Source organism: Nitrosophilus alvini (assembly GCF_015100395.1).
Taxonomy (GTDB): Bacteria; Campylobacterota; Campylobacteria; order Campylobacterales; family Nitratiruptoraceae; genus Nitrosophilus; species Nitrosophilus alvini.
This window is the reverse complement of record NZ_AP022847.1, coordinates 516,677-537,759: the sequence shown is the minus strand read 5'-3', so window position 1 is coordinate 537,759 and position 21,083 is coordinate 516,677. Positions and strand designations below refer to the sequence as shown.

At 41.6% G+C, this 21,083-nt stretch carries 20 protein-coding genes; 7 read left to right on the top strand and 13 right to left on the bottom strand.

The features are described 5' to 3' along the window. Window positions 1-5: 5 nt before the first annotated feature. The 6 genes from EPR_RS02830 to EPR_RS02805 all read right to left on the bottom strand — a co-directional run bounded on the left by EPR_RS02830 (window position 6) and on the right by EPR_RS02805 (window position 7,919). Complete coding sequence (locus EPR_RS02830) at window positions 6-3,266, bottom strand: molybdopterin-dependent oxidoreductase (protein WP_200763770.1); 3,261 nt, start codon at window positions 3,264-3,266, stop codon at window positions 6-8. A 12-nt stretch (window positions 3,267-3,278) separates the two neighbouring features. Then, entirely contained in the window at window positions 3,279-4,196 is a 918-nt protein-coding gene (gene nrfD / locus EPR_RS02825) for an NrfD/PsrC family molybdoenzyme membrane anchor subunit (protein WP_200763769.1), read from the bottom strand. Further along, window positions 4,196-4,840, bottom strand: a complete 645-nt coding sequence (locus EPR_RS02820) for a 4Fe-4S dicluster domain-containing protein (RefSeq protein WP_200763768.1) — start codon at window positions 4,838-4,840, stop codon at window positions 4,196-4,198. The genes nrfD and EPR_RS02820 overlap by 1 nt, the downstream gene beginning before the upstream one ends. A 294-nt stretch (window positions 4,841-5,134) precedes the next feature. Further along, window positions 5,135-6,511, bottom strand: coding sequence for a sensor histidine kinase (locus tag EPR_RS02815; protein ID WP_200763767.1), 1,377 nt, complete (start codon window positions 6,509-6,511; stop codon window positions 5,135-5,137). Then, window positions 6,505-7,182 carry a response regulator transcription factor gene (locus tag EPR_RS02810; RefSeq protein ID WP_200763766.1) on the bottom strand — a complete coding sequence of 226 codons (678 nt, stop codon included), beginning with the start codon at window positions 7,180-7,182 and terminating at the stop codon, window positions 6,505-6,507. The genes EPR_RS02815 and EPR_RS02810 overlap by 7 nt, the downstream gene beginning before the upstream one ends. A 68-nt stretch (window positions 7,183-7,250) precedes the next feature. Next, on the bottom strand, window positions 7,251-7,919 hold the full coding sequence (locus EPR_RS02805) for a phosphate signaling complex PhoU family protein (protein ID WP_200763765.1): 669 nt from the start codon (window positions 7,917-7,919) through the stop codon (window positions 7,251-7,253). A gap of 158 nt (window positions 7,920-8,077) precedes the next feature. On the opposite strand from EPR_RS02805, the gene pstS reads away from it, so the two are divergent. The 5 genes from pstS to pstB all read left to right on the top strand — a co-directional run bounded on the left by pstS (window position 8,078) and on the right by pstB (window position 13,065). Further along, window positions 8,078-9,082, top strand: a complete 1,005-nt coding sequence (gene pstS / locus EPR_RS02800; RefSeq protein WP_200763764.1) for a phosphate ABC transporter substrate-binding protein PstS — start codon at window positions 8,078-8,080, stop codon at window positions 9,080-9,082. 41 nt (window positions 9,083-9,123) lie between these two features. Then, window positions 9,124-10,356: a porin family protein gene (locus EPR_RS02795; protein WP_200763763.1), complete on the top strand. Its 1,233-nt coding sequence runs from the start codon at window positions 9,124-9,126 to the stop codon at window positions 10,354-10,356. Between the two features lie 224 nt (window positions 10,357-10,580). After that, window positions 10,581-11,441 (top strand): phosphate ABC transporter permease subunit PstC, encoded by an 861-nt coding sequence (gene pstC, locus EPR_RS02790; RefSeq protein WP_200763762.1) that lies wholly within the window; start codon window positions 10,581-10,583, stop codon window positions 11,439-11,441. Then, window positions 11,438-12,280, top strand: a complete 843-nt coding sequence (pstA, locus tag EPR_RS02785) for a phosphate ABC transporter permease PstA (RefSeq protein WP_200763761.1) — start codon at window positions 11,438-11,440, stop codon at window positions 12,278-12,280. Before pstC ends, pstA begins: the two co-directional genes overlap by 4 nt. Continuing rightward, window positions 12,280-13,065 (top strand): phosphate ABC transporter ATP-binding protein PstB, encoded by a 786-nt coding sequence (gene pstB, locus EPR_RS02780; RefSeq protein ID WP_275944508.1) that lies wholly within the window; start codon window positions 12,280-12,282, stop codon window positions 13,063-13,065. Before pstA ends, pstB begins: the two co-directional genes overlap by 1 nt. 8 nt (window positions 13,066-13,073) lie before the next feature. On the opposite strand, the gene EPR_RS02775 is transcribed toward pstB, so the two are convergent. Then, window positions 13,074-13,223, bottom strand: a complete 150-nt coding sequence (locus EPR_RS02775) for a hypothetical protein (RefSeq protein ID WP_200763759.1) — start codon at window positions 13,221-13,223, stop codon at window positions 13,074-13,076. Between the two features lie 128 nt (window positions 13,224-13,351). On the opposite strand from EPR_RS02775, the gene EPR_RS02770 reads away from it, so the two are divergent. Next, entirely contained in the window at window positions 13,352-13,717 is a 366-nt protein-coding gene (locus tag EPR_RS02770) for a phosphate-starvation-inducible PsiE family protein (protein WP_200763758.1), read from the top strand. Between the two features lie 89 nt (window positions 13,718-13,806). Then, window positions 13,807-14,127 carry a DUF3817 domain-containing protein gene (locus tag EPR_RS02765; protein WP_200763757.1) on the top strand — a complete coding sequence of 107 codons (321 nt, stop codon included), beginning with the start codon at window positions 13,807-13,809 and terminating at the stop codon, window positions 14,125-14,127. A gap of 38 nt (window positions 14,128-14,165) precedes the next feature. Here EPR_RS02765 and EPR_RS02760 read toward each other — a convergent pair whose 3' ends face one another. From EPR_RS02760 to fbaA, 6 genes are all read right to left on the bottom strand, one after another. Then, a complete protein-coding gene (locus tag EPR_RS02760; RefSeq protein WP_200763756.1) occupies window positions 14,166-15,419 on the bottom strand; it encodes an SPL family radical SAM protein in 1,254 nt (417 codons plus the stop codon). 21 nt (window positions 15,420-15,440) lie between these two features. Then, window positions 15,441-17,114 carry an inorganic phosphate transporter gene (locus EPR_RS02755; RefSeq protein ID WP_200763755.1) on the bottom strand — a complete coding sequence of 558 codons (1,674 nt, stop codon included), beginning with the start codon at window positions 17,112-17,114 and terminating at the stop codon, window positions 15,441-15,443. A gap of 109 nt (window positions 17,115-17,223) precedes the next feature. Continuing rightward, window positions 17,224-17,676 carry a DUF2231 domain-containing protein gene (locus EPR_RS02750; RefSeq protein WP_200763754.1) on the bottom strand — a complete coding sequence of 151 codons (453 nt, stop codon included), beginning with the start codon at window positions 17,674-17,676 and terminating at the stop codon, window positions 17,224-17,226. Between the two features lie 107 nt (window positions 17,677-17,783). Continuing rightward, a complete protein-coding gene (hisD, locus tag EPR_RS02745) occupies window positions 17,784-19,079 on the bottom strand; it encodes a histidinol dehydrogenase (RefSeq protein ID WP_200763753.1) in 1,296 nt (431 codons plus the stop codon). Next, complete coding sequence (locus tag EPR_RS02740; protein WP_200763752.1) at window positions 19,076-20,020, bottom strand: 1-aminocyclopropane-1-carboxylate deaminase/D-cysteine desulfhydrase; 945 nt, start codon at window positions 20,018-20,020, stop codon at window positions 19,076-19,078. Before EPR_RS02740 ends, hisD begins: the two co-directional genes overlap by 4 nt. Beyond that, a complete protein-coding gene (gene fbaA, locus EPR_RS02735; protein ID WP_200763751.1) occupies window positions 20,001-21,077 on the bottom strand; it encodes a class II fructose-bisphosphate aldolase in 1,077 nt (358 codons plus the stop codon). Before fbaA ends, EPR_RS02740 begins: the two co-directional genes overlap by 20 nt. Window positions 21,078-21,083: the final 6 nt, after the last annotated feature.

The following is a 21,083-nucleotide window of genomic DNA, read 5'->3' as shown; positions in this document are numbered from 1 at the left end:
AATCCTCACTCTTTTATCTCTACCTCATACGCTTTTCTGCTTAAAGGCACCCACGGCCTTTTTATATGCATCGGACGTCTGAGTTTGTCTTTTGCCGTAAGAGGACGAGTCAGTTTGTCTCTCCACGCCTGGTATGTTTTGAAATTATTTTCATAGTTAACATACACATCACCGATTTTATCTCCCGGTTGTGCCGGTTCCAAAAGGACTTTCTGATGCCAGCAATGCATACCGCTTATAGGGTCAGGATGTGTAGGTGCCACTGCATTTTGCCAGCTTCCAGTCAATCCGTCCCACCATACATCGTCAGCATCTTTGTTGTAGTCTTTGAACTGCCAGATGTTGTTTCTTGGATGTATGCCCTCTTTGTATTTAAGCTGACCGACTTTTCCGTCCATTTTCATATCTGCAAGAGGCGCACCAAATCCCAAAACACCTAACTCATGCTCAAATCCCGGGATTTTTACGCTGTTTTTTAGTTTCCATCTGCCCGCATGGTGAGAGTTTGCAAGAACTCCCGGTCTCATACCCTCTGTAGGCACTGCCATCGCTACAAAATAACCGCTCTCAAGACCGCTTACAGTATCAACAATCCTTACTCTTACAGGATCTCCTTTTTTTATGCCAAGCCTTTTTGCATCCTGCGTATTTATCCAGATAGGATTATGGTTCTGGCTTATCTCCATAAGATGTTTGGAGTTTACGCTCCTTGTATGTATATTGTAAGGCAGCCTGAATATTGTATTGAGCGCAAAAGAGTTCGGCTCTTTCATATATCTGTGATGTACATGGCTTACGATATGAACATACTTGTCCTTTTCACTCTCGGTTCTCGGATAAAAAGGAACAGCATATTCAGGCCATTTCCACTCTTTTGCGAGCCACTGACAGTAAAAATCCAGTTTTTTGTCCAGTGTTGCAAAACCTTCCATTTTTTTACCGTCTATTTCAATACCTATAGGTTTTTTCTCACCGTGATGCTCCACATAAAGAACACCTGTAGTATCGTCTTTTTCGACTTCGTCTGCCGGATATTCATGTCCATGCGAAATATAGGCATTCTTTTCAGGGTCGTACTTTATCTCTCGTTCCTGGGCATTGTAGATATTATCCTCCTCCAGCCATGTCCCCCTGTCTCTCATAAATTCATATACAGGATATTCGCTGTTTGGATATGCCGCTTCGGCAGCTTTTGTCAGATTTGGCAGATTTCTAAAAGCCGCATCATACCACTCGGCAATTGTAACAGGTCTTCCGGGATGTTTTTTGGATTCCCACTGCTCTCTTACGCCAAGGCTACCGTCAGGGTCGATTTTAAACGCCATATTAAACCAGAACTCGTTCTCTTCCCATACTTCGCCAAGTCCCGCTTTTATATGTGCTTCGAGTGTTGCTCTGGTCGGGTCTTTTGGTTTCCATCCCATTTTCTCAAGCGCAACCCTCAAAACCGGCTGTCTGAAAGATGTCCAGCGCGCAGGCATTGTAGCTTCCGAGTGCTGGTCGTGTCTCTCTCCTGCAAGACCGACAGGAAGTATATAGTCGACAAACCAGTTTGTTTCGCTCCAGATAGGGCTGAGATTAAATGTAAGCTCCATTTTTGACTCATCTTTGAGTACTTCTATCCATCTGAAACCATCTGGATTTATCCATACGGGATTGTACATTCTCGGAATCCAGACCGAAAGTTTTTCTGGAACTTTAAGTCCTTTGTTTCTCCATTTTTCCTGCCACTCTTTATCACTCAGTAGATGTGGAAGCAGATAACTCATCTCATATGTTGAAAGAGGCCACTCAGGAGGCCATGCAAGTTCATTCCACACATCTACTTTAGGCGCATTTTTACCATATACAGTTGATTTGTATCCTTTTCCGGCCACACTTATAACGTGCCAGTGGTGGAAGAAAGTACCTCCTTCACCGCCGATAGATCCTCTTAAAACGAGCGGTAGATAGCCTGTTCTTCCCGCATTCATCCATCCACCTCTGTTTCCTGCGGCAGTAGCCCTCCAGAAATAGGAAGTTACCTGATTTCCGCCCCAGATAAAGATATCATACAACTCTTCAAGTTTCTCTTCGGGCACCCTGCACTCTTGCGCAGCAAAATTGAGCGTATACGGAGCATAAAGGTCTTTTAAAAGCTCTATGAAACTCTCGTAACTTCTATCTTTCGGAAGTTTTGTGATATAGTTGTTTTTGAGCATATACTCAAGATACTCGTCATCATTCATAAGCACTTCCCAGTTGACCCATTTTCTTACAAATTCGTGGTCGACTTTATCTTCCTGTAGTATCCTGTTCGCAAGATACAGATATATCGCTCCTTCTGTTCCAGGCCAAGGCGAAATCCACAGATCCGCTATTCCCGCCGAGTTGGAGAGCCTGTTGTCCATAACTATAAGTTTTGCACCCGCTTTTCTTGCATCGGCTATGAATCCGGCAGACTGCTGGAAGTAGTGTCCGGCATCTGCTGCATGTGATGAGTTTAGAAAAACTACTTTCGATTTTGCCCAGTCCGGGCTAGTTCTGTCATCGTTTGCCCATTGAATGGTACCGGTCCTTCCACCGGAGCTACAAATATTTGTATGCGAATTGAATGCATCACATCCCAGTGTATGCCAGAAATGGCCGGTAAAACCGTTTTCATTCGGTCGCCCCACATGGAACATTACGGCTTTTTTGGATATCTCGTCGCCGCGTCTGAGAGTATCTCCCATCTTCTTTCCGATGGTATCCATAGCTTCGTCCCATGTAGTTCTTACCCATTTGCCTTCGCCTCTTTTACTTCCGGGGGCGCGTTTCAGCGGAAAAGGGATTCTGTCCGGGTCATACATCTGAGACTGTGCAGCATAGCCTTTTGCGCAGTTTCTTCCTCGACTCCCGGCATGTAGAGGATTTCCCATATATTTTTTGACAGTCATAGTATCTTTATCTATCCATGCCGTAAGTCCGCAGGATGCTTCACAGTTGCTGCAAGCCGTAGGAACTATCATATAGTTGTTAACTTTTATTCCATCCGGATTACTGTCGCTTTTTATGCCATGGCGCTCTATTCCGCCTCTTTTCCAGTCATCTCCATCAAGCTCTTTGAAATCATCCCACTGCTCAAGAGGAGGATAAAATTCAAGATTTGTAGGTGTATTCGTAAAGTTTTGGGCAGCAACCGCGTCTGTTTGGATAATAGTGCTGAAAACTCCCTTCGCAACACCTATTCCTGCAACCGCAGCGGCCGTTCCTTTTAGAAAATTTCTTCTGCTCTCTATAAACATATCAAAGCTCCTTTAGCTCAAAGGTAGTAGTTGTGGGATAATTAGCCACACATGTTTTGTCAGCCAAAGTCCGGCTATAGCCGAAACCGAAGCCAGATAAAGAAGCGGCGTGCTTCTGCTTTTAAGGCTGAAAAGTACAAGAACCATCGGTATGATGAAAGCGAGTGCCTGTGCAGCCCAAAATACCGAATGCATCACACCTCCCTCTTTTACATATGAGATGATTGCTCCTACTTCTTCGGCTTTCATCGCTCCGAAATAATACTCTCCCATATAGATAACAAAGGACAAAAACGCGCTAAGTCCCAATATAGCCGCCAGGTCTCTTCTCACCTCTTCTCCCCAGTTGCCACTCATAAGCAAAAACACCGCTGAGCCGCATAAAGTTGCGGCAAGCATCATCTGTACAAGCTCTGTGGGTGTCTGCCAAAGCTCTCTTGCAGTTGATTCGCCCATAATAGTCGCCGTATAGAGAGTAACGGGAATAGCGAGTATAACGGCAATAGTAAGTAACTTGTCATATAAAGGCTCAAGTTTGCAAGAACCGGTAAATTTTTTCTTGAGGACTATCAGTGCCATCAATGCAACTATACCGGTAAAAACAGTTGCAATCCATGCTCCTACCGTAATTGCCGAAGTAAAATTTGGATACAGGAATATATGCCACATTCTAAGGGGCTGATGCAAATCAAGAAGCGTAAAAAGAAGGAAAATATTTAAAAATATAAAAGATATTATAGGCATTGCAAATCTGACCGCCTGGACTCTGTCACGATATTTATACAGAAGATAAGCGCCGATAAATATTACGCCTGTCCCTATACTTTTTGCCCACATATTAAGTGTTATCATCCATCCCCAGATTATTTGAGGTATGGCAACATCGAGAGTTACCACTGCATTTGTTGCAGGAATTGCATGCTCAACCATTAGTGACCTCCGATATGTTTTAAGTGCGTAATATTGTTAAAGAGGCTGAAACCCTCTTCTCTTCTTGATGCCAAAGGATTGAGGTTCACCTCTCCCGCGCCTACATAGAAATGTTTCGGATTGGTGTTTTTCTCCGGTTTTCTCACCTTCACCCCTTTGCCGTTTTGATGCCTCATAATGTATTGGCTTATAGAGCTTGCCGGGTCTTCAATGTCACCGAAAATGTTCGCTTCGACAGGACATGCAACAACACATGCCGGCATCATACCGCCGGCTACCCTGTGCGCACAGTAGGTGCACTTATCCGCAGTGTTCGTTTCAGGATCCATATAAATCGCACCGTAAGGGCATGCCATCATACATCCGGCACAACCGATACATCTCTCTTTGTCTATATTGACAATACCGTTGTCCAGATAATGCAGAGCACTTACAGGACATATTCTCTCACAAGGTGCATCCTCGCAGTGATTACACCTTAAGGGAGTGAATGTTCTTTTTGTTTCAGGGAAAGTACCAACATCAACATACTTTACCCTTAGCCTCCAGCTGCTTAGCGGAACATTGTTTTCCACTTTGCAGGCTATTTCACACCCCTTGCATCCCATACAGAGGGAAAGATCGACCAAAAAGCCTAGCTTCATGAGCTTCTCCTTTCATTTTATAAGCAAAACTTACGAAAAACATAAGAAGCACTATAGCGCGTCGTTAAGCGTTTTCCTGTGCCTGTTTATAGTCTATCAGAGAAACTTTAACGATAACTAAAAATTATAAAATTTCCAAAAACATTTCCATTACAGTAAGAAAAAAACGGGTTTTTGGAGTGTGGGTTAAGATAGTTTTAATTCATCCATCAAAAAAAATGATTAAAATAAATAAAACTATTTAATTATTTTGATTTAAATGGAGGCAGCATTAAAAGCAGATATATTTTTTTGTTATATCTTAAAAGAAAATTCAGAACCCTCGCCAAAACGGCTTTTGATGAGTAGTTCGCTATTGTGCAGTTTCAGGATATAGGTGACAAAATAGAGACCCAGCCCCATGGAGTTGTCCCAGGTATTCCTTCTTGCCCTGTAGAATTTTCGGGTAATTTTCTCTATGTCACTCTCTTTTATGCCTATACCTTTATCAATTACTTTTACCCAATTTTCATCTACTTCTACAATCACCTCATCTTCCGAATATTTCAAAGCATTGTCTATCAGATTTATCAAAACTGTCTCTATCATTGTTTTGTCGGCCTCAACGATTCTGCTTTTGCAATTAAGCACAATCTTTCTCTCTTTGTATTTGTCTCTGAGCATTTTAACCGCTTCATTTGCAACTTCACATATATCAAACTCTGTTTTTTGCAAAGCCAGATCGTTGTTTTCAAATTTTATGGCAATTGCCAGTCTGTCTATCATCGAAGAGATTTTTTGAGCGTTGTCATGGATTTTTTGAAGAAATTTTTTTCTTATTTTATCGTTCATGTTTTCATCTTCTAGAAGCGTTTGCGAATATCCGGATATTACAGCAACAGGATTTTTGAACTCATGGCTTATGGCAGAGATAAGTTCGCTTCTTTGTCTGCTGATATTTTTCAGCTTTTCTGTATATTTTTTCTTTTTCATCTCCCTTTTTTCAAGTTTTTTGGCAAGATTTTTAAGATGCTGGATAATCTCTTCAAACTCTTTTGCAAAACCGGCAGAGATTTTTGCCTTATAGTTTTTGTTGGAAATCTCTATCAGATAATCGAGGATTTTGTCTATCTCTCTTTTTATATTTTTACTGAGCAGATAGGAAAGTATCAGTCCTACAAATATAGAAAAAGCGAAAATCAGCGTCAGTTTTATCCATAGTCTATAAAAATCGTCAAGTATCTTGTCTGTAGATATGGCGAGTCTGATAAAAATCTCTCTGTTTTTGTATTCGCTTTTTTTGGCTACATATAAAAACTGGCTGCGAAGAGTGGAAGAGTATCTCAAAGAATAGCCGTAGCTGTTTTTTCTCGCACCTATTATCTCCGGCCTGTTTGCATGATTTTCCATCTCTTTTTTGTCAAAATGGCTTTCGGCAATAACCTTACCGCTTTTATCTATGATGGTTACCCTGTCGCCTGTTTTTTCTCTGATTTTTTTTGCAAATTCGTCAAAATTATCAACAAAAGGGAGCTCTGTCTCTATAATCTCCACATTTGTAATAAGTCTGTTTTTGAAATGCTCTATCTCTATCTCTTTTAGAGCGAAATAGCTTACAATGGAAGATACTATAAGCGTAGCGACAAAAAGTATTACGAGATTTACAAAAAAGAGCTGGTGGAGTCTCAGCATAGTTTATATCCGACTCCCCTGACAGACTCGATGTAGTTCTTTGTCTTTTGCGGGTCTATTTTTTCTTTAAGCCTTTTTATAGCCACATTAACGGTTTTGTCCTGAAAAACTTCATCTTTTCCCCACACTTTTTCAAGCAGATATTCTCTGTTCAAAACGATATTTCTGTTTTTTATAAATTCAAACAAGAGGTCAAACTCAAGTTTTGTCAGATCGACCTCTCTCTCCTCTACAAAAACTTTTCTGCTTTTGGGAAACAGTTTCAGGTCTCTATACTGTATGACTTCACTGTACTTTTGGGGATTTGCTCTTTTCAAAAGAGCTTTGATTCTCAAAATCAGTTCGTTCACATTGAAAGGTTTTGTAATATAGTCGTCACCGCCTCTTAAAAAGCCTTCTTCTATCTCTTCGTCTTTTGATTTGGCGCTTAAAAATATAACTGGTATATCCACGCCCTTGAGTCTTAGCTTTTTTACAAACTCGCTTCCTTCAACTCCTGGAAGGTTTCTGTCAACTATAAGAAGATCGGCTTCCTCTTCTTCAAGAAACTTTTCTACATTTTTGACTGAGAGAAAACCCTCCGCATCAAACCCCTCTTTGGAAAGTCTGTATTCGAGAAGTTCCAAAAGATCTTCTTCATCTTCTATTATAACTATTAAAGGCTTTTCCACCTTTTCTCCTAAAAACTGTAATAGCCGGCAAAAAGGCTAAATTATCTCCCGCACACTGTGCCATGTTTTTAAAAACTCTCCAGTTCCCCGCCTTTTTTGGCAAACAGAAGAAGTTTTGCAATGTCTACGGCCCTATCTGCAGCGCGCTCTATCTTTCTTGCAGTTGAGATAATATTGAGATAATCCAACATTTTATCGGGATCGTCGCATAGATTTGCAAGAACCTCTTTTTCCAGAAGTTTAAAAATATCGTCGGTTTTGCTCTCCTCAACCATAGTGATGCGGTAGCACTCTTCAAATTCGTCAACCTCTTTTGCATTTATGGATTTCAGCGAATTTGAAAGTGCTTTTATAGCGCTTTGATGAAGCTGTATTATAAAATTGTCAAGAGTGGCAAAGTCAACTTCGCTCTGGATATGCGCTCTCATGCTTTTTGCATATGTTTTGGCATAGTCACCCACGCGGACTAGTTCGTTGGTTATTTTCAAAAATGATATCAGTTCTCTAAGCTCAGTAGCTTCCGGACCGTAAAGAGCCAATGTCTTTACTATAAGATTATCTATATTGTTTGCTTCGGAATGGATGTTTTTTATAATCGGAAAAACTTCATCAAACTTTTCAAGCTCTCTGTTTTTAAAAGCGCTTAGGGCCGTTTTATGAGCTGTAAGTACGTTTTGCCCCAAATCTTCTATCAGAGACTTTATCTCTTTGAGTTTCTGTTCGTAATTTGTCAGCATTTTTTTCCTTTTCATTATTATATTAAAAATTTCGGTGAAGTATAAAAAATTTTGGTTACAAAACAGTAACCTGAGACAAAAAGAGTTGTAACCGTATCGTTACCCTTTATTTATACAATTTCGATGATAAAAAAAACGGTAACCATGAAGGAGAAAAAATGTTGAAAAAAAGTTTACTGGCTCTGCTCATTGCAGGAAGCGGCCTTGTTGCAGGCGATAGGATAAGCGGCGCAGGCGCATCATTTCCGGCACCGCTCTATTTTGACTGGGCATATGAATACCAAAAAGTCACAGGAAACCAGGTAAATTACCAGTCTATAGGTTCCGGAGGCGGAATAAAACAGATAAGCAAAAGAACAGTAAACTTCGGCGCAAGCGACAAACCTCTGAAACCGAAACAGCTTGACAAAAAAAGACTTTATCAGTTTCCGGCAGTCATAGGAAGCATCGTCGCGGCATACAATATACCTGGCATAAAAGATAATGAACTTAAACTCGAAAATAAAGATTTAGCAGATATTTTCCTCGGAAAGATAGAATACTGGGACGATAAAAGAATCAAAGAAGACAACCCCTCACTCAATCTTCCTCATAAAAAAATAACTGTTGTAAGAAGAAGCGACGGCAGCGGCACAACATTTAATTTCAGCTATTTTCTAAGCCATGTGAGCGATGAGTGGAAAAACAACGTGGGTATAGGAAAGTCTCTCGACTGGCCTGTAGGTCTCGGGGGTAAAGGAAACGAAGGAGTCTCCTCGCTTATCGCGCAGACTCCGTACAGCATCGGATATATAGAGTACTCATACAAACTCAGAAACAATCTCTCCGCGGCTGTTCTGCAGACAAAAAGCGGCAAGTGGGTTGAAGCGAACGAAGAGAACTTCAAAGCGGCGGCAAAATACGCCAAATGGTCGCCAAAAGAACACTTCTATCAGATACTCGCTCTTCAGCCCGGGGACAACAGCTATCCAATAGTTGCGGCAACATTTATCCTTCTTCCGAGAGAGGCGACCCAGATGAACAGAAAAGTTACCGCATTTTTCGACTGGGCATTCAGAAACAAGGACGATTCTGCAAAAAGACTCGGATACATTCCTCTTCCCGAAGAGACCAAAAACATGATCAGAGCATACTGGAAAGAGCACGGTATAGAACCCAAATAAGAGAAGATATCACGAAAACCAACAATACGAAAGGAGCTTAAATGAAAAAAATCGTACTATCAATGGCAGCGGCGGCTCTTACAGCCGGCAGTCTGAGCGCAGGAGCGATAACGCTTTATCAGGACAAAGATACAGGAGCTATATATACAAAACCGGGACCTAACAGAGTGGAACTGGGAGATTTTATCTCTGCAAAAGAGGTCTATATCCAGAACGAAACCATAAAAAGCAAAATGGCGAAGGCTTTGAAAGGGACAACAGTCAAGTCGAAAGTAAAAACGCTCAAATTCAGCGGAAAACATTATCTGGGATTTACAAGTATAAATTATGACGATAATAGAGACAGTATAAACAGATTCGAGACAAGAAGAAACTACCTACAGGTAAAAGCGTACTGGAACAAGAAAGATTATGCAAGAATCACCCTTGATACTTTTCAACAGTATAAAGATACTGGTTCAAAAGATGACGGAAGCTGGCTTGTAAGACTCAAATATGCCTATATATATCTTGACAATATTCTTCCCTACACCGGAGTGGAGTTTGGTCAAGCCCACAGACCGTGGATAGACTGGGAAGAGCATCACGGATGGTGGTATAGAAGCATCAACAAAGTTTTCGTGGAAGACAAATATATGGGCGCACATATGACAAACTCTGCCGATATAGGTTTCAATCTTAAAACAAAGACCGAATATTTCTCAAGTGAAGTGGGCCTTTTCAACGGCGAAGGGTATCATGACGCTTCAACTGAAGAAAATCAGCAGCTCTCTTTCGAGTGGAGACTCACCGCAAATCTTCTCGGAACAGGCAAAGAGAAAGTGCATATGGATGATGAATACGCCGATATCTCTTTCTTCGGACAGGTAAATCCGGAATATAAAAACAATGTAAAAGATTTCAAATGGTACGGTATTCACGGTGTATACAACAGACCTCTTTTCCTTGTTGCGGCACAGTATGTAAAGTCTGACTATGAAGGCGACGGAGCGTATGAAGGAAACGGATGGAGCGTCAACGGTGAGTTCAGACCTGTCAAAAAGTGGTCGATTCTCGGAAGATATGACAACTGGAACGTAGAAAACGACGATCCTGCAGTAAAAGATTATACAAGAAAAGGCTACATTGCGGGTGTCGCATACAAATACAACAAAAACGTAAAATTTATAGGGAACATAACTCATGTAGATAACAGAGATCCAGCATATTTTGCAAAATACAATCATTATAATAAATACAACCAGTATATGTTTACTGCGGAAGTAAACTGGTAAAACCTGCCCCTTGACCGCACCTGCGGGAGGGCATGTGTACTCTTAAACCGGCATCAGGCGGCTCAAAGCTGCGCTTCAGATATCAAGACGCCAAAGCGAGCCTACTCCTACTCCCATACTCAAATATCGGGACATGAAATCCCGGTATTTGATTTTCTATTTTGTTACCGCTTTGTAACTTTAGATGTTTATAATACGCAAAATTTTCAGCAGCGAGGATATTGATGAAAAACATTGCGGATATGATATTCAAAAACCTTGTAACCTTTTTTGCAATCTCTGTTTTAATCATTCTTGTTGCTATATTTACCGTACTTTTTAATGAAGCCAAACCGGCCATCGACGCTTTTGGATTCGATTTTATAACTAACGAGAAATGGGCTCCCAACCTTGAGATCTTTGGGGGATATCCGGCCATTTACGGCTCTATTGTATCCACTTTCATAGCTATGATCATAGCGACTCCCATAGCCATAGGTATCGCGATATTTTTGAGCGAAATATCACCCCAGTTTCTAAAATCTCCCGTAGGAACATCCATAGAGCTGCTTGCGGCGATACCCTCCATCATATACGGAATGTGGGGGCTTTTCTATTTTGCACCGATTCTTAGGGATATTTTCGGAGGGACGGGACTGGGTCTGCTTACAGCCGGCATAGTTCTTTCCATCATGATACTTCCGTTCATAGCTGCAATTACAAGAGATGCCATGAACACCACTCCGGACATTCTCAAAGAGTCCGCATACGCACTTGGTGCCACAAAATGGGATGTGATAAAAAACATCATCATCCCTTACGCAAAAGCGGGAGTCATAGGCTCCATCATTCTCGCTCTGGGACGTGCTATCGGAGAAACGATGGCGGTAACGTTTGTTATGGGAAATGTCCATAAAATTCCAAAACAGCTGACCGACCCCGCAACGAGCATTCCAGTAACTCTTGCAAACGAATTTGCAGAAGCGGATACAGACCTGTACTATTCGGCACTTTTTTATCTGGCTTTGATTCTTTTTCTTATCAGTTTCGTTGTTATCGGACTTGCAAAATTTTATTTCCTTAGAAAAGTGAGAAAAGCGTCATGAAAGAAGCGACAAAAAAAAGAGTTCTTGTAAATAAAATAGTTCTTACACTGGCGACTCTCTCTGCCGTTGCCGGACTGATGTTTCTGGGATGGATACTTTTTGTTCTGGCCTACAACGGAATAGAAGCTCTCAATTCAAATATATTCATATATGACGGTGCGCCTCCCGGATACAAAGAGAGCGGACTAAGGCACGCTCTGGTAGGACAGGCGATGCTTGTTGTCACGGCAACTCTTATAGGGGTGCCGGCAGGCCTTTTGGCGGGAACATATCTGAGCGAATATGGACAAAATTCAAAATTTGCAAATTTTATAAGAGATATATCCGATATTATGATGAGTGCTCCTTCCATCGTCATAGGCGCCTTTGTGTACGCTATTTTGGTGGCTCCCGTAGGACACTTCAATGGATGGGCCGGATCGTGCGCACTGGCTATCATGATGATACCTATTATCTTGAGAACTACGGACGATATGCTCTCTCTCGTTCCCCAGACTCTCAGAGAAGCGGCGGCGGCTTTGGGAGCGCCAAAATACAAAGTGATTTTACAGGTGGTATACAGAGGCGCCAAAACAGGCATCATAACAGGTATACTTCTTTCAATCGCAAGAATAGCGGGAGAAACCGCACCTCTGCTTTTTACATCATTTAGCAACAGCTTTTTCAGTACCGATATGAACCAACCGATAGCATCACTTACCGTTACGATATACAACTACGCCACAAGCCCTTATGCAGACTGGCAAAAACTCGGATGGGCGGCGGCATTTATACTTGCCCTTTTTGTACTGGGAACAAATATCATCGGAAGATTAATAATCAAACAAAGGAAAAGATAGTGGCAACGATAGCAAAAATTGAAGAGCAAAAAGCGATAGAAGTAAAAAATTTCAGTTTCTACTATGCCAGCAAGGATGAGCCGAGTCTCAAAAAGATAAATATGCCTATCGCAAAAAACAAAATTACAGCTCTGATCGGCCCCAGCGGATGCGGCAAATCGACACTTCTAAGGTCTATGAACAGGATACACGACCTCTATCCGGGAAATCGATACGAAGGCGAAATAATCTTCGAAGATAGAAACATCCTCTCCAAAAAAGAGGATTTGATAAGCCTAAGAATGAAAATAGGTATGATTTTTCAAAAGCCTACGCCTTTTCCTATGAGCATCTTTGACAATATCGCCTACGGACTGAGACTTCAGGGCATAAAAAACAGAACCGAGCTTACTGACAGAGTAGAAGAAGCTTTGAAAAGAGCAGCGCTCTGGAACGAGGTAAAAGATAGACTCAAAGATGACGGAAACTCTTTATCAGGCGGGCAACAGCAAAGACTCTGCATAGCTAGAGCGATAGCGGTAAAGCCGGAAGTTCTTCTTTTTGACGAACCTACCTCCGCTCTTGATCCCATATCAACACAGGCCATAGAAGAGCTTATAGTTCAATTGAAAGGAAGTGTTACTATAGTTATAGTTACGCACAATATGCAGCAGGCTGCAAGAGTCAGCGACTATACCGCATTTATGTATCTGGGAGAGCTTGTGGAGCTGGGAGTTACGGAAGATCTTTTCGTAACGCCGAAAGAGAGACTTACTGAAGAGTATATCACTGGAAAATTCGGTTGATTACTACTCTACTGCTCGGAGAGCAGGAATTTCTTCTCTTTGGAGTTTTTAAGTCTCGTCACGACTACAAGCTCATAAGTCGAGCATCCGCTTTTTCTCTTCTCGTTTCTCAGATAGGAAAAGTTTTTTATCACTTCGGCAAACTCTTTTCTTCTCATTTTATCCTCCTTTTAAAAGATATATTATTTTTGCGCATCAAAGTTACCTGAAGGTTACAGAAACAGCTTACTCTGTAGTTTTGCTGTAACTTGTGGGATATAGAATTCGTCAAAAAAAAGGAGGCGATGTGAGATACAAAGAGATCTTTAAACATTACGATTTCGCAACCGCTGTTCTTATATTTGGCATTGTACTCTTTTTGAAAATAGACTTTTACAAAGCGGTAATTTTGCTGCTGGAACTTATCGTTATAATAGAAGTGGTGCAAATGATAGTCGTATTTTTGAGAAAACAGAGGGTAAAACTGAGATTTATGGTCGACGCATCCATTATATTTACCATAAGAGAGATTTTGATAGCCGTTACTGACAAAAATACCGCTTTTGAGAGGATATATATGCTCCTTTTCGTCGTTTTGGTATTTTTCCTCTTCAGACTCTTCGCACTTAAAATCACCCACTCCTCATTTACGAAAAAGCAACGAACTCTTTAAATAAAATAAATCTGTTGATATTATTTTTCAGTTAAGACCGTACCAATAAGCAAAATGATACACTCTTTGTCAAAAAAGAGGATTTTACTATGAAAGAGCTAAAAAGATTTCGATTTATAAATAAAGTTGAAGGCTACTCATACCTTGTTCTGGTTTTTGTTGCCATGCCTTTGAAATATATATTAGGTTTCGAGATGGCTACAAAGTTTTTCGGAATGGTTCACGGGATTCTTTTTATAGCTTTCGTCTATCAGCTTGTAAAGGCTGCTTTGTCCGTTCCTTTTTCAAAAAAAGAGAGTACAGTTTACTTCATAGCCTCTCTGATACCATTTGGAAGCTTTTACACAGACAGGCTCTGCGCGGTAAAAGAGATGGAAAAGTCAAAACCTGTTACCGTAAAAGCGCCGTAATCACCACCGGGCATAAATGCAAGTAACTTAGACTCGGCTTATTTCTTTTTTGCATCTGCACTCTGGCGAATCTTCGCCAGATAACTCTGTTTCATATCCAGTTCGAAACTTTCGTTGGTAGGATACTCCCTGCCAAAAATCTCTCTCCATAAAGAGTGCTCCTCCATGCAGAGATAGAAAAAAACTTTCCCGTGCCATTTTCTGAGCGAATCGTATGCAAAACCGAACATCTCTTTTTTTATCTCTTTGGGATATGACAGTTTCCCTGCCGCATCGACCAGGGGCATTTGAAGTATTTTCGACCTGAATGATCTGAGTCTTAGTTTTTTGATGACCGGTTTTATGAAAGTAAGTGTTCCCAAAGAGACAAGCGCCACTCTTTGGGGATCGAAGTTTTCCAAAAGTATGTCGAATATCTCTTTATACTCCTCCTTCCAGTTTTTGTAATATATCATAGGATGAAAATGAAAACCGACTATGACACCTTTGTCATGAAGTTTTTTTGCAGCGTCTATCCTCTCTTTCAAAGAGGCTGTGAGCCTCTCCTCTTTTTCTATAATTGTCTGCGGATTGAGAGACCAGGTGACTATGATATTTTTTGGAACACCGTTTTGAAGAAGATATCCCACGTTATCCGATTTTGTTTTGAGTTCAAGTATGACATTTGGATTTTTTCTTGCAAATTCGAAAAGGGCCTCCAAAACTCCGCCTCTGTTCCCCCACATAAGGCTGTCGCTGGACTGTCCCGTTCCTATGTGATATATTTCGTCCGGGTCGAGTTTCAAAGATAACAGTTTCTCTTTCAGATTGGTATTGAAAGTTACAGTATCTTCATTGTAAAAGGATTGGATAGAGCAGTAACTGCAGTCATATCCGCAGCTCTCCACCATATCCAGAGTCCAAAGATTGCAGCATCTGGTCTTTTCGCTTGCAACAGGACACATTCCGAACCCCAGTTTTTTATCAATCCGGGCAAACCTGATTTTATGAGTCTTCTCTTTGTCTATATCAAATTTTTCATAACTTTTGGGGCTGTTTTTTATCTCTTCATATCTCTGTTTCAGCTCTTTTAAAAGCTGCTTTCTGTTTTTGCCATAAGGCCAAATATCGATAAGGGAAGACTCCTGCCACATATTCAGATCGATGGCTATATCGACTATCTGTTTCAGCTCCTGAAAAGAGAAACGGTTTTCATAAGCCCTCTTTCTTATGAAATCCTGCTGGTTTTGAGGAAGGTTGAAGTAAAGAGTCTTTTTTATCTTCTCTTCGAAACTCTGTTTTGTCTCCTTCAAGCTTCTGCCTTCAACCTCTGCCTATGGCAAAAGTATCCCTCTGAGCATAAAGAAGAACATTGCTGCAAGGGTCGCTGCGGCAGGAACGGTGATGAGCCAGGCGGCAACTATCATTTTCAGAGCGCTTCTTTTTACAAGCTGATGTTTTTTTACCACTTTCAGCGCCTTTTTCTCGATCTTGGTCAGCTTGATTTCACCGTTGACGATGTTGGCTATCACCTCTTTTTCGCGGTTTATTTTCTCTATCAAAGCTTTAACCACGAAAGGATCCGCTTTTTTCAGATCACCAAGGGATTCGAGAGCTCTTTCGTACTCATTGAGTTTTTCCATCTCCGTATCCAGATGCACCTGCTGGATACTCTCTTTAAGCTCTTCATCTTTGTTCTCGAGTCTCATGAGATACTCACGCAGAAAACCGACTCCGAAAACTCCTCCTACGGCTATATGGGTAGAGCTTACGGGAAGTCCAAGCTGAGAAGCTATGATAACGGTAATAGCCGCCGCCAGAGCTATACAAAAAGCCCTCATCTGGTCAAGCTCCGTTATTTCGCTCCCCACCGTTTTGATAAGCTTGGGACCGTAAAGCGCAAGGCCCAGGGAAATACCCACAGCGCCCACGATCATAACCCACATGGGAATCTCAGCTTTTTTTGCTATCTCACCGCTCATTATCGCATCGTTTATACCGGCCAAAGGACCGATGGCGTTTGCAACGTCGTTCGCCCCGTGAGCGAAACTCAGAAGTGCGGCAGCGAAAATAAGCGGCACATTGAAGAGTCTTCCTATGCTCTCTCTGCTGTTTTCAAGGTTTGAACTCTTTTTATAGATATATCTTTTTACATAGAAAAAGACGGCGACAGAAACAAAAAAACCGAATATCAAAGCCACAAGGAAAGGCGGTTTTTTAGTTACGGGCAGTATGGCGATTATGGAGTTTACAAACGCGACTATATCGGGCCAGACCTTTTTAAGCCCTTTTATGGTCAGATAGGTTACGAACGCCCACGACATCAGAGCCACATACAGAGGTATCCACTTCTTTGCTGCGGTGATTTTATCTTCCTGGAAAATGATGGTCTTTTTAATCGCGAAAAGAAAAGAGGCCGCTATAACACCTCCCAAAACAGGAGATATAACCCAGGAAGCGGCGATTTTGCCCATGGTTCCCCAGGAGACTATGGCAAATCCGGCAGCTGCGATCCCCGCGCCCATAACACCGCCCACGATAGAGTGCGTGGTTGAGACGGGAGCGCCCATGGCGGTTGCGAGATTGAGCCATATCGCGGCGGAGAGCAGAGCCGCCATCATCAGCCATATAAATACATCCGCATTGTTTATGAGAGCCGGATCGATAATACCTTTTTTTATGGTGCCCACAACGTCTCCTCCCGCTATCAGAGCCCCCATGGCTTCAAAAACGGCGGCAAGAAATATAGCGCCCATCAGCGACAGAGCCCCGGAGCCCACTGCCGGACCCACGTTGTTCGCAACATCGTTCGCGCCGATGTTCATCGCCATATAGCCGCCGAATATCGCGGCAACGATAAGAAGCGTACTGTTTGGAAGACCGGCGGAATTCATGGAGACATATATCATGATTCCCGCGATAAACAGAAGACTTATCAATATTCTACCGGCATCTTTTACATCAAACTTTTTAGCCCTTTTGACTTCGGGATAAGCTTTGAGATCCATCCGTAGCCTTTTGCAATAAATTTTCGATATTTTATTACAAAAGAGTTTATGTTTCGATAATATAAAGCCTTTTTATCAGAAGTTTGAAACAATGTTTCAAAAAAGCTGTTTAGAGGTCTTCATCTTCCGGGCACTCTACGTTTGCGGCATACTCATAAACAAGCTCCCCGCCGTCTTTGCCCTGTTTCAAGGTAGCCCCCACATAAACAAAAAGAAAAGCTATAAAAAGAATATTCAGCGCTTTACGATTCATTTTTGAAACAGCTATTTTGAGTATTACCATAAAGATTGAAGCTATCATAAGGTAAGTTCCAAGGGCTTTATGTTCCAAAAGCTCTTCTTGCCCCTCTTTGCTGAGCAGTATATACGCCTCGCTTCCGGCGGCTTTGCCCGTTATAAATGCGGCTACAACAAAAAAAACAGTCACTATAAGCGTAACGGTGGATATATCGCTATATATTTTATTTTTTTTGACAAGAGCCAAAAGCTCAAATACCAAAGCCACTATCGGCAAGACAACCGCAAAATGCACAATTGGCGGATGCAACTGCATGAGTTCCATTTCAGCCTCCTTATAAGGCATAATAAAAAATTATATCAAAGAACTCTTACCAATTTATTAATTCTTATACTTGACAGATTTATGAAAGAAAACGGAAGCTAAGGCTTCTATTTTCTTTCGAGTCTTATTTCTACAGATTTCGCATGCGCCTCAAGTCCTTCTGTATGAGCAAGCAGAGCTGTCGCCTCGCCGAGTTCATCAATGGCATTTTTGCTAAAAGAGATAATGGAAGATTTTTTAAGAAAATGCTCCACATTAAGGGGGGAGTAAAACTTTGCAGTACTTCCGGTAGGAAGAGTATGATTTGGTCCAGCCATATAGTCGCCTATGGGTTCGGGGGTATTTTCACCCAAAAATATCGCACCTGCATGTTTTATTAGAGGAAGCAGTTCAAAAGGCGCTTTTGTCATAACTTCAAGGTGTTCAGGAGCGATTTCATTCATAAGCCTGACACACTCCCTCATATCTTTTGCCACAATTATAGCTCCCCTTGTCTCTATCGATTTTTGTGCGATTTCGCGTCTGGAAAGGGTTTTTAAAAAACTCTCCACCTCTTTTGCCGTCTCTTTTGCTATATTTTCGGAAGTCGTTATAAGTATGGAGCTGGCCATTTCGTCATGTTCGGCCTGACTAAGGAGATCTATCGCTATATATTTTGGATTTGCACCATCGTCCGCGATAATTCCTATCTCGCTGGGGCCTGCTATCATATCGATATTCACATCTCCGTAAACCATTTTTTTTGCAGTCGCTACAAAAATGTTTCCCGGACCTGTTATAACATCCACTTTCGGAATGGTCTGTGTCCCGTAGGCAAGAGCGGCAATCGCACTCGCTCCGCCTACTTTAAAGACTTTTTTTATGCCGCACAGATGACATGCGGCAAGCAAAAGAGAGTTTATCTCGTTGTTTGGAGTGGGAGTAGTGACTACGATATCTTCCACCCCCGCTACGATAGCCGGAATCGCGTTCATCAAAAGAGAGCTCGGATATGCCGCCTTTCCTCCGGGGATATAGAGACCTGCCCTGTCTACGGGAGTGACTTTTTGTCCCAGAATCGTGCCGTTCTCTTCAAAATCTATCCAGGATTTCGGCATCTGTTTTTCATGAAAAGCTTTAATCCTGTCATAAGCGATATGAAGAGCCGATTTTAGTTTTTCATCCATCTGCTCATACGCTTCTTTCATCAATGCAGGGTCTACTTCAAGCTCTTCATCGCTTTTTGGTATCCAGCCGTCAAATCGGGAAATATGCTCTTTAAGCGCTTCGTTTCCTCTTGTCTTTATATCATCTAAAATATCGTTGACGATAGAAGTTACGTTTTTTATATCTACTTTCGCTCTCTCTAAAATCTCCTGAAACTCGCTTTGAAAATTTTTATCTTCCGAATTTAGAATTTTCATCTCATGCCTTTTTCTCTTTTTAAGGCTATTTTACCAAATTTTTCCTCATATCTTTGCCTCATACTCTCATTACCTTTGAGGCCGCCCTGATGGATATAAAGAAGCGGTAAGTCACAGGTCAGAAGCGAAGAGTTCAAAAGAGCTTTCCAGCCTACCGGGTCATAAAGCAGATCAAACTCTATACCGGTCTCATTTTTAAGCTCATACCAGATTTCATAAAGTTCTCTGTAAAGTCCGGCATATCTGTATTTTTTGGGAGGTTCGACAATAGCGGGATGATATCTCTCTTCTTCCAGAGAGAAAAATTGCTCTTTCAGATATTTGCCGTCACCAACACAAGCAGCAGTATAGACATTGAAGACCGGATAATGAATATCACAAAGATTCTTTTTCAGATATAAAGCTGTTGTTCCGGTACCTGAAGGCAAAAAGATATTCAGTTTTTCGATATTTTTTTCTTTTGCCCATTCAATTATCTCTTTTGCCAGAATCTTTATGCCATATTCAGCCTCTTGACATCTTCCGCCTTCAGGAATGATCAAAGAATCACCGATAATTTTAATTTCACTCAAAAGATTTATATCCCCTGCGTCAAATCTCCACTCTTTGATATCTATCAACTTCATCCCGTTTTCAAGAGCGGCCTTTAGATTTCCGGTAGGATTTTCCAGAAGTTTTTTATTTATTCGGGCATAGTATTCGAACTTCCATCCTTTCATTTTTGCAAGTACCGACAGAGAATACATGGCATTTGACTGCATAGAACCGAAAGAGACAACTTTTTTGATATTGGGGAAATCATTTTTTAAAAAGAAGTGAAATTTTCTCGCTTTGTTACCGCTGAAGTGAGGATGAATAAGGTCGTCTCGTTTTATAAAAAAAGGGCGGCCCTCAAAGAGAGCCTCATGAACGGGTGAATTGTCAATTTCTGTTAAGAGCATTAAGGTCTTCGTATGCCTTTATGACCCTTTTTACCATAGATTTTTCACCTTCTCTGAGCCATTTTCTCGGGTCATAGTATTTTTTGTTAGGCTTGTCTTCGCCTTCAGGATTTCCTATCTGACTCTGCAGATAGTCGTGATATTTTTCGGTATATCCTTTTACACCTTCCCAGAATGCCCATTGAGTATCGGTATCTATATTCATTTTTACCACGCCGTAACTGATGGCTTCGTGTATTTTTGAAAGCTCGCTTCCACTGCCTCCGTGAAATACAAATCTTACCGGTTTCTCTTCTTTAAGTCCAAATTTCTCTTTTATATACTCCTGGGAATTTTTCAAAATAACCGGCTCAAGTTTTACGTGTCCCGGTTTATAGACACCATGAACATTTCCAAAAGAAGCGGCTATCGTGAATTTGTCGCTGATACGGCTGAGTCTTTCATAGGCTTCAGCCACCTCTTCGGGCTGCGTATAGAGTCTTGCATTGTCTATACCTGTGTTATCCACGCCGTCTTCTTCCCCTCCGGTCACACCCAGTTCTATTTCGAGGGTCATTCCTATTTTGCTCATTCTCTCAAGATACTTTTCGCATGTGCTTAGATTCTCTTCCAGAGGCTCTTCGGAAAGGTCTATCATATGAGAGCTGAAAAGCGGTTTTGAGTGTGTTTTATAGTACTCCTCGCTTGCAGCCAGAAGACCGTCTATCCAGGGTAGCAGTTTTCTTGCAGCATGATCGGTATGCAGAACTACAGCGATGCCATACGCTTCGGCAAGTATATGTACATGCTTTGCCGCAGATACAGCTCCCAGGATTGCAGCTTTTTGATTTTCGTTATCAAGACCTTTGCCTGCATAAAAATGGGCTCCGCCGTTGCTGAGCTGAATGATTACCGGTGAATTGGCTTCGCGTGCAGCTTCCATTACGGCGTTGACAGAGTTGGTTCCTACCACGTTGATGGCCGGCAATGCGAACTCATGCTCTTTTGCATAATCAAAAAGCCGGGTCAGATCATCGCCGGTAACAACACCGGGCTTTAGAAAACTCATCACCCCCATGCCCTC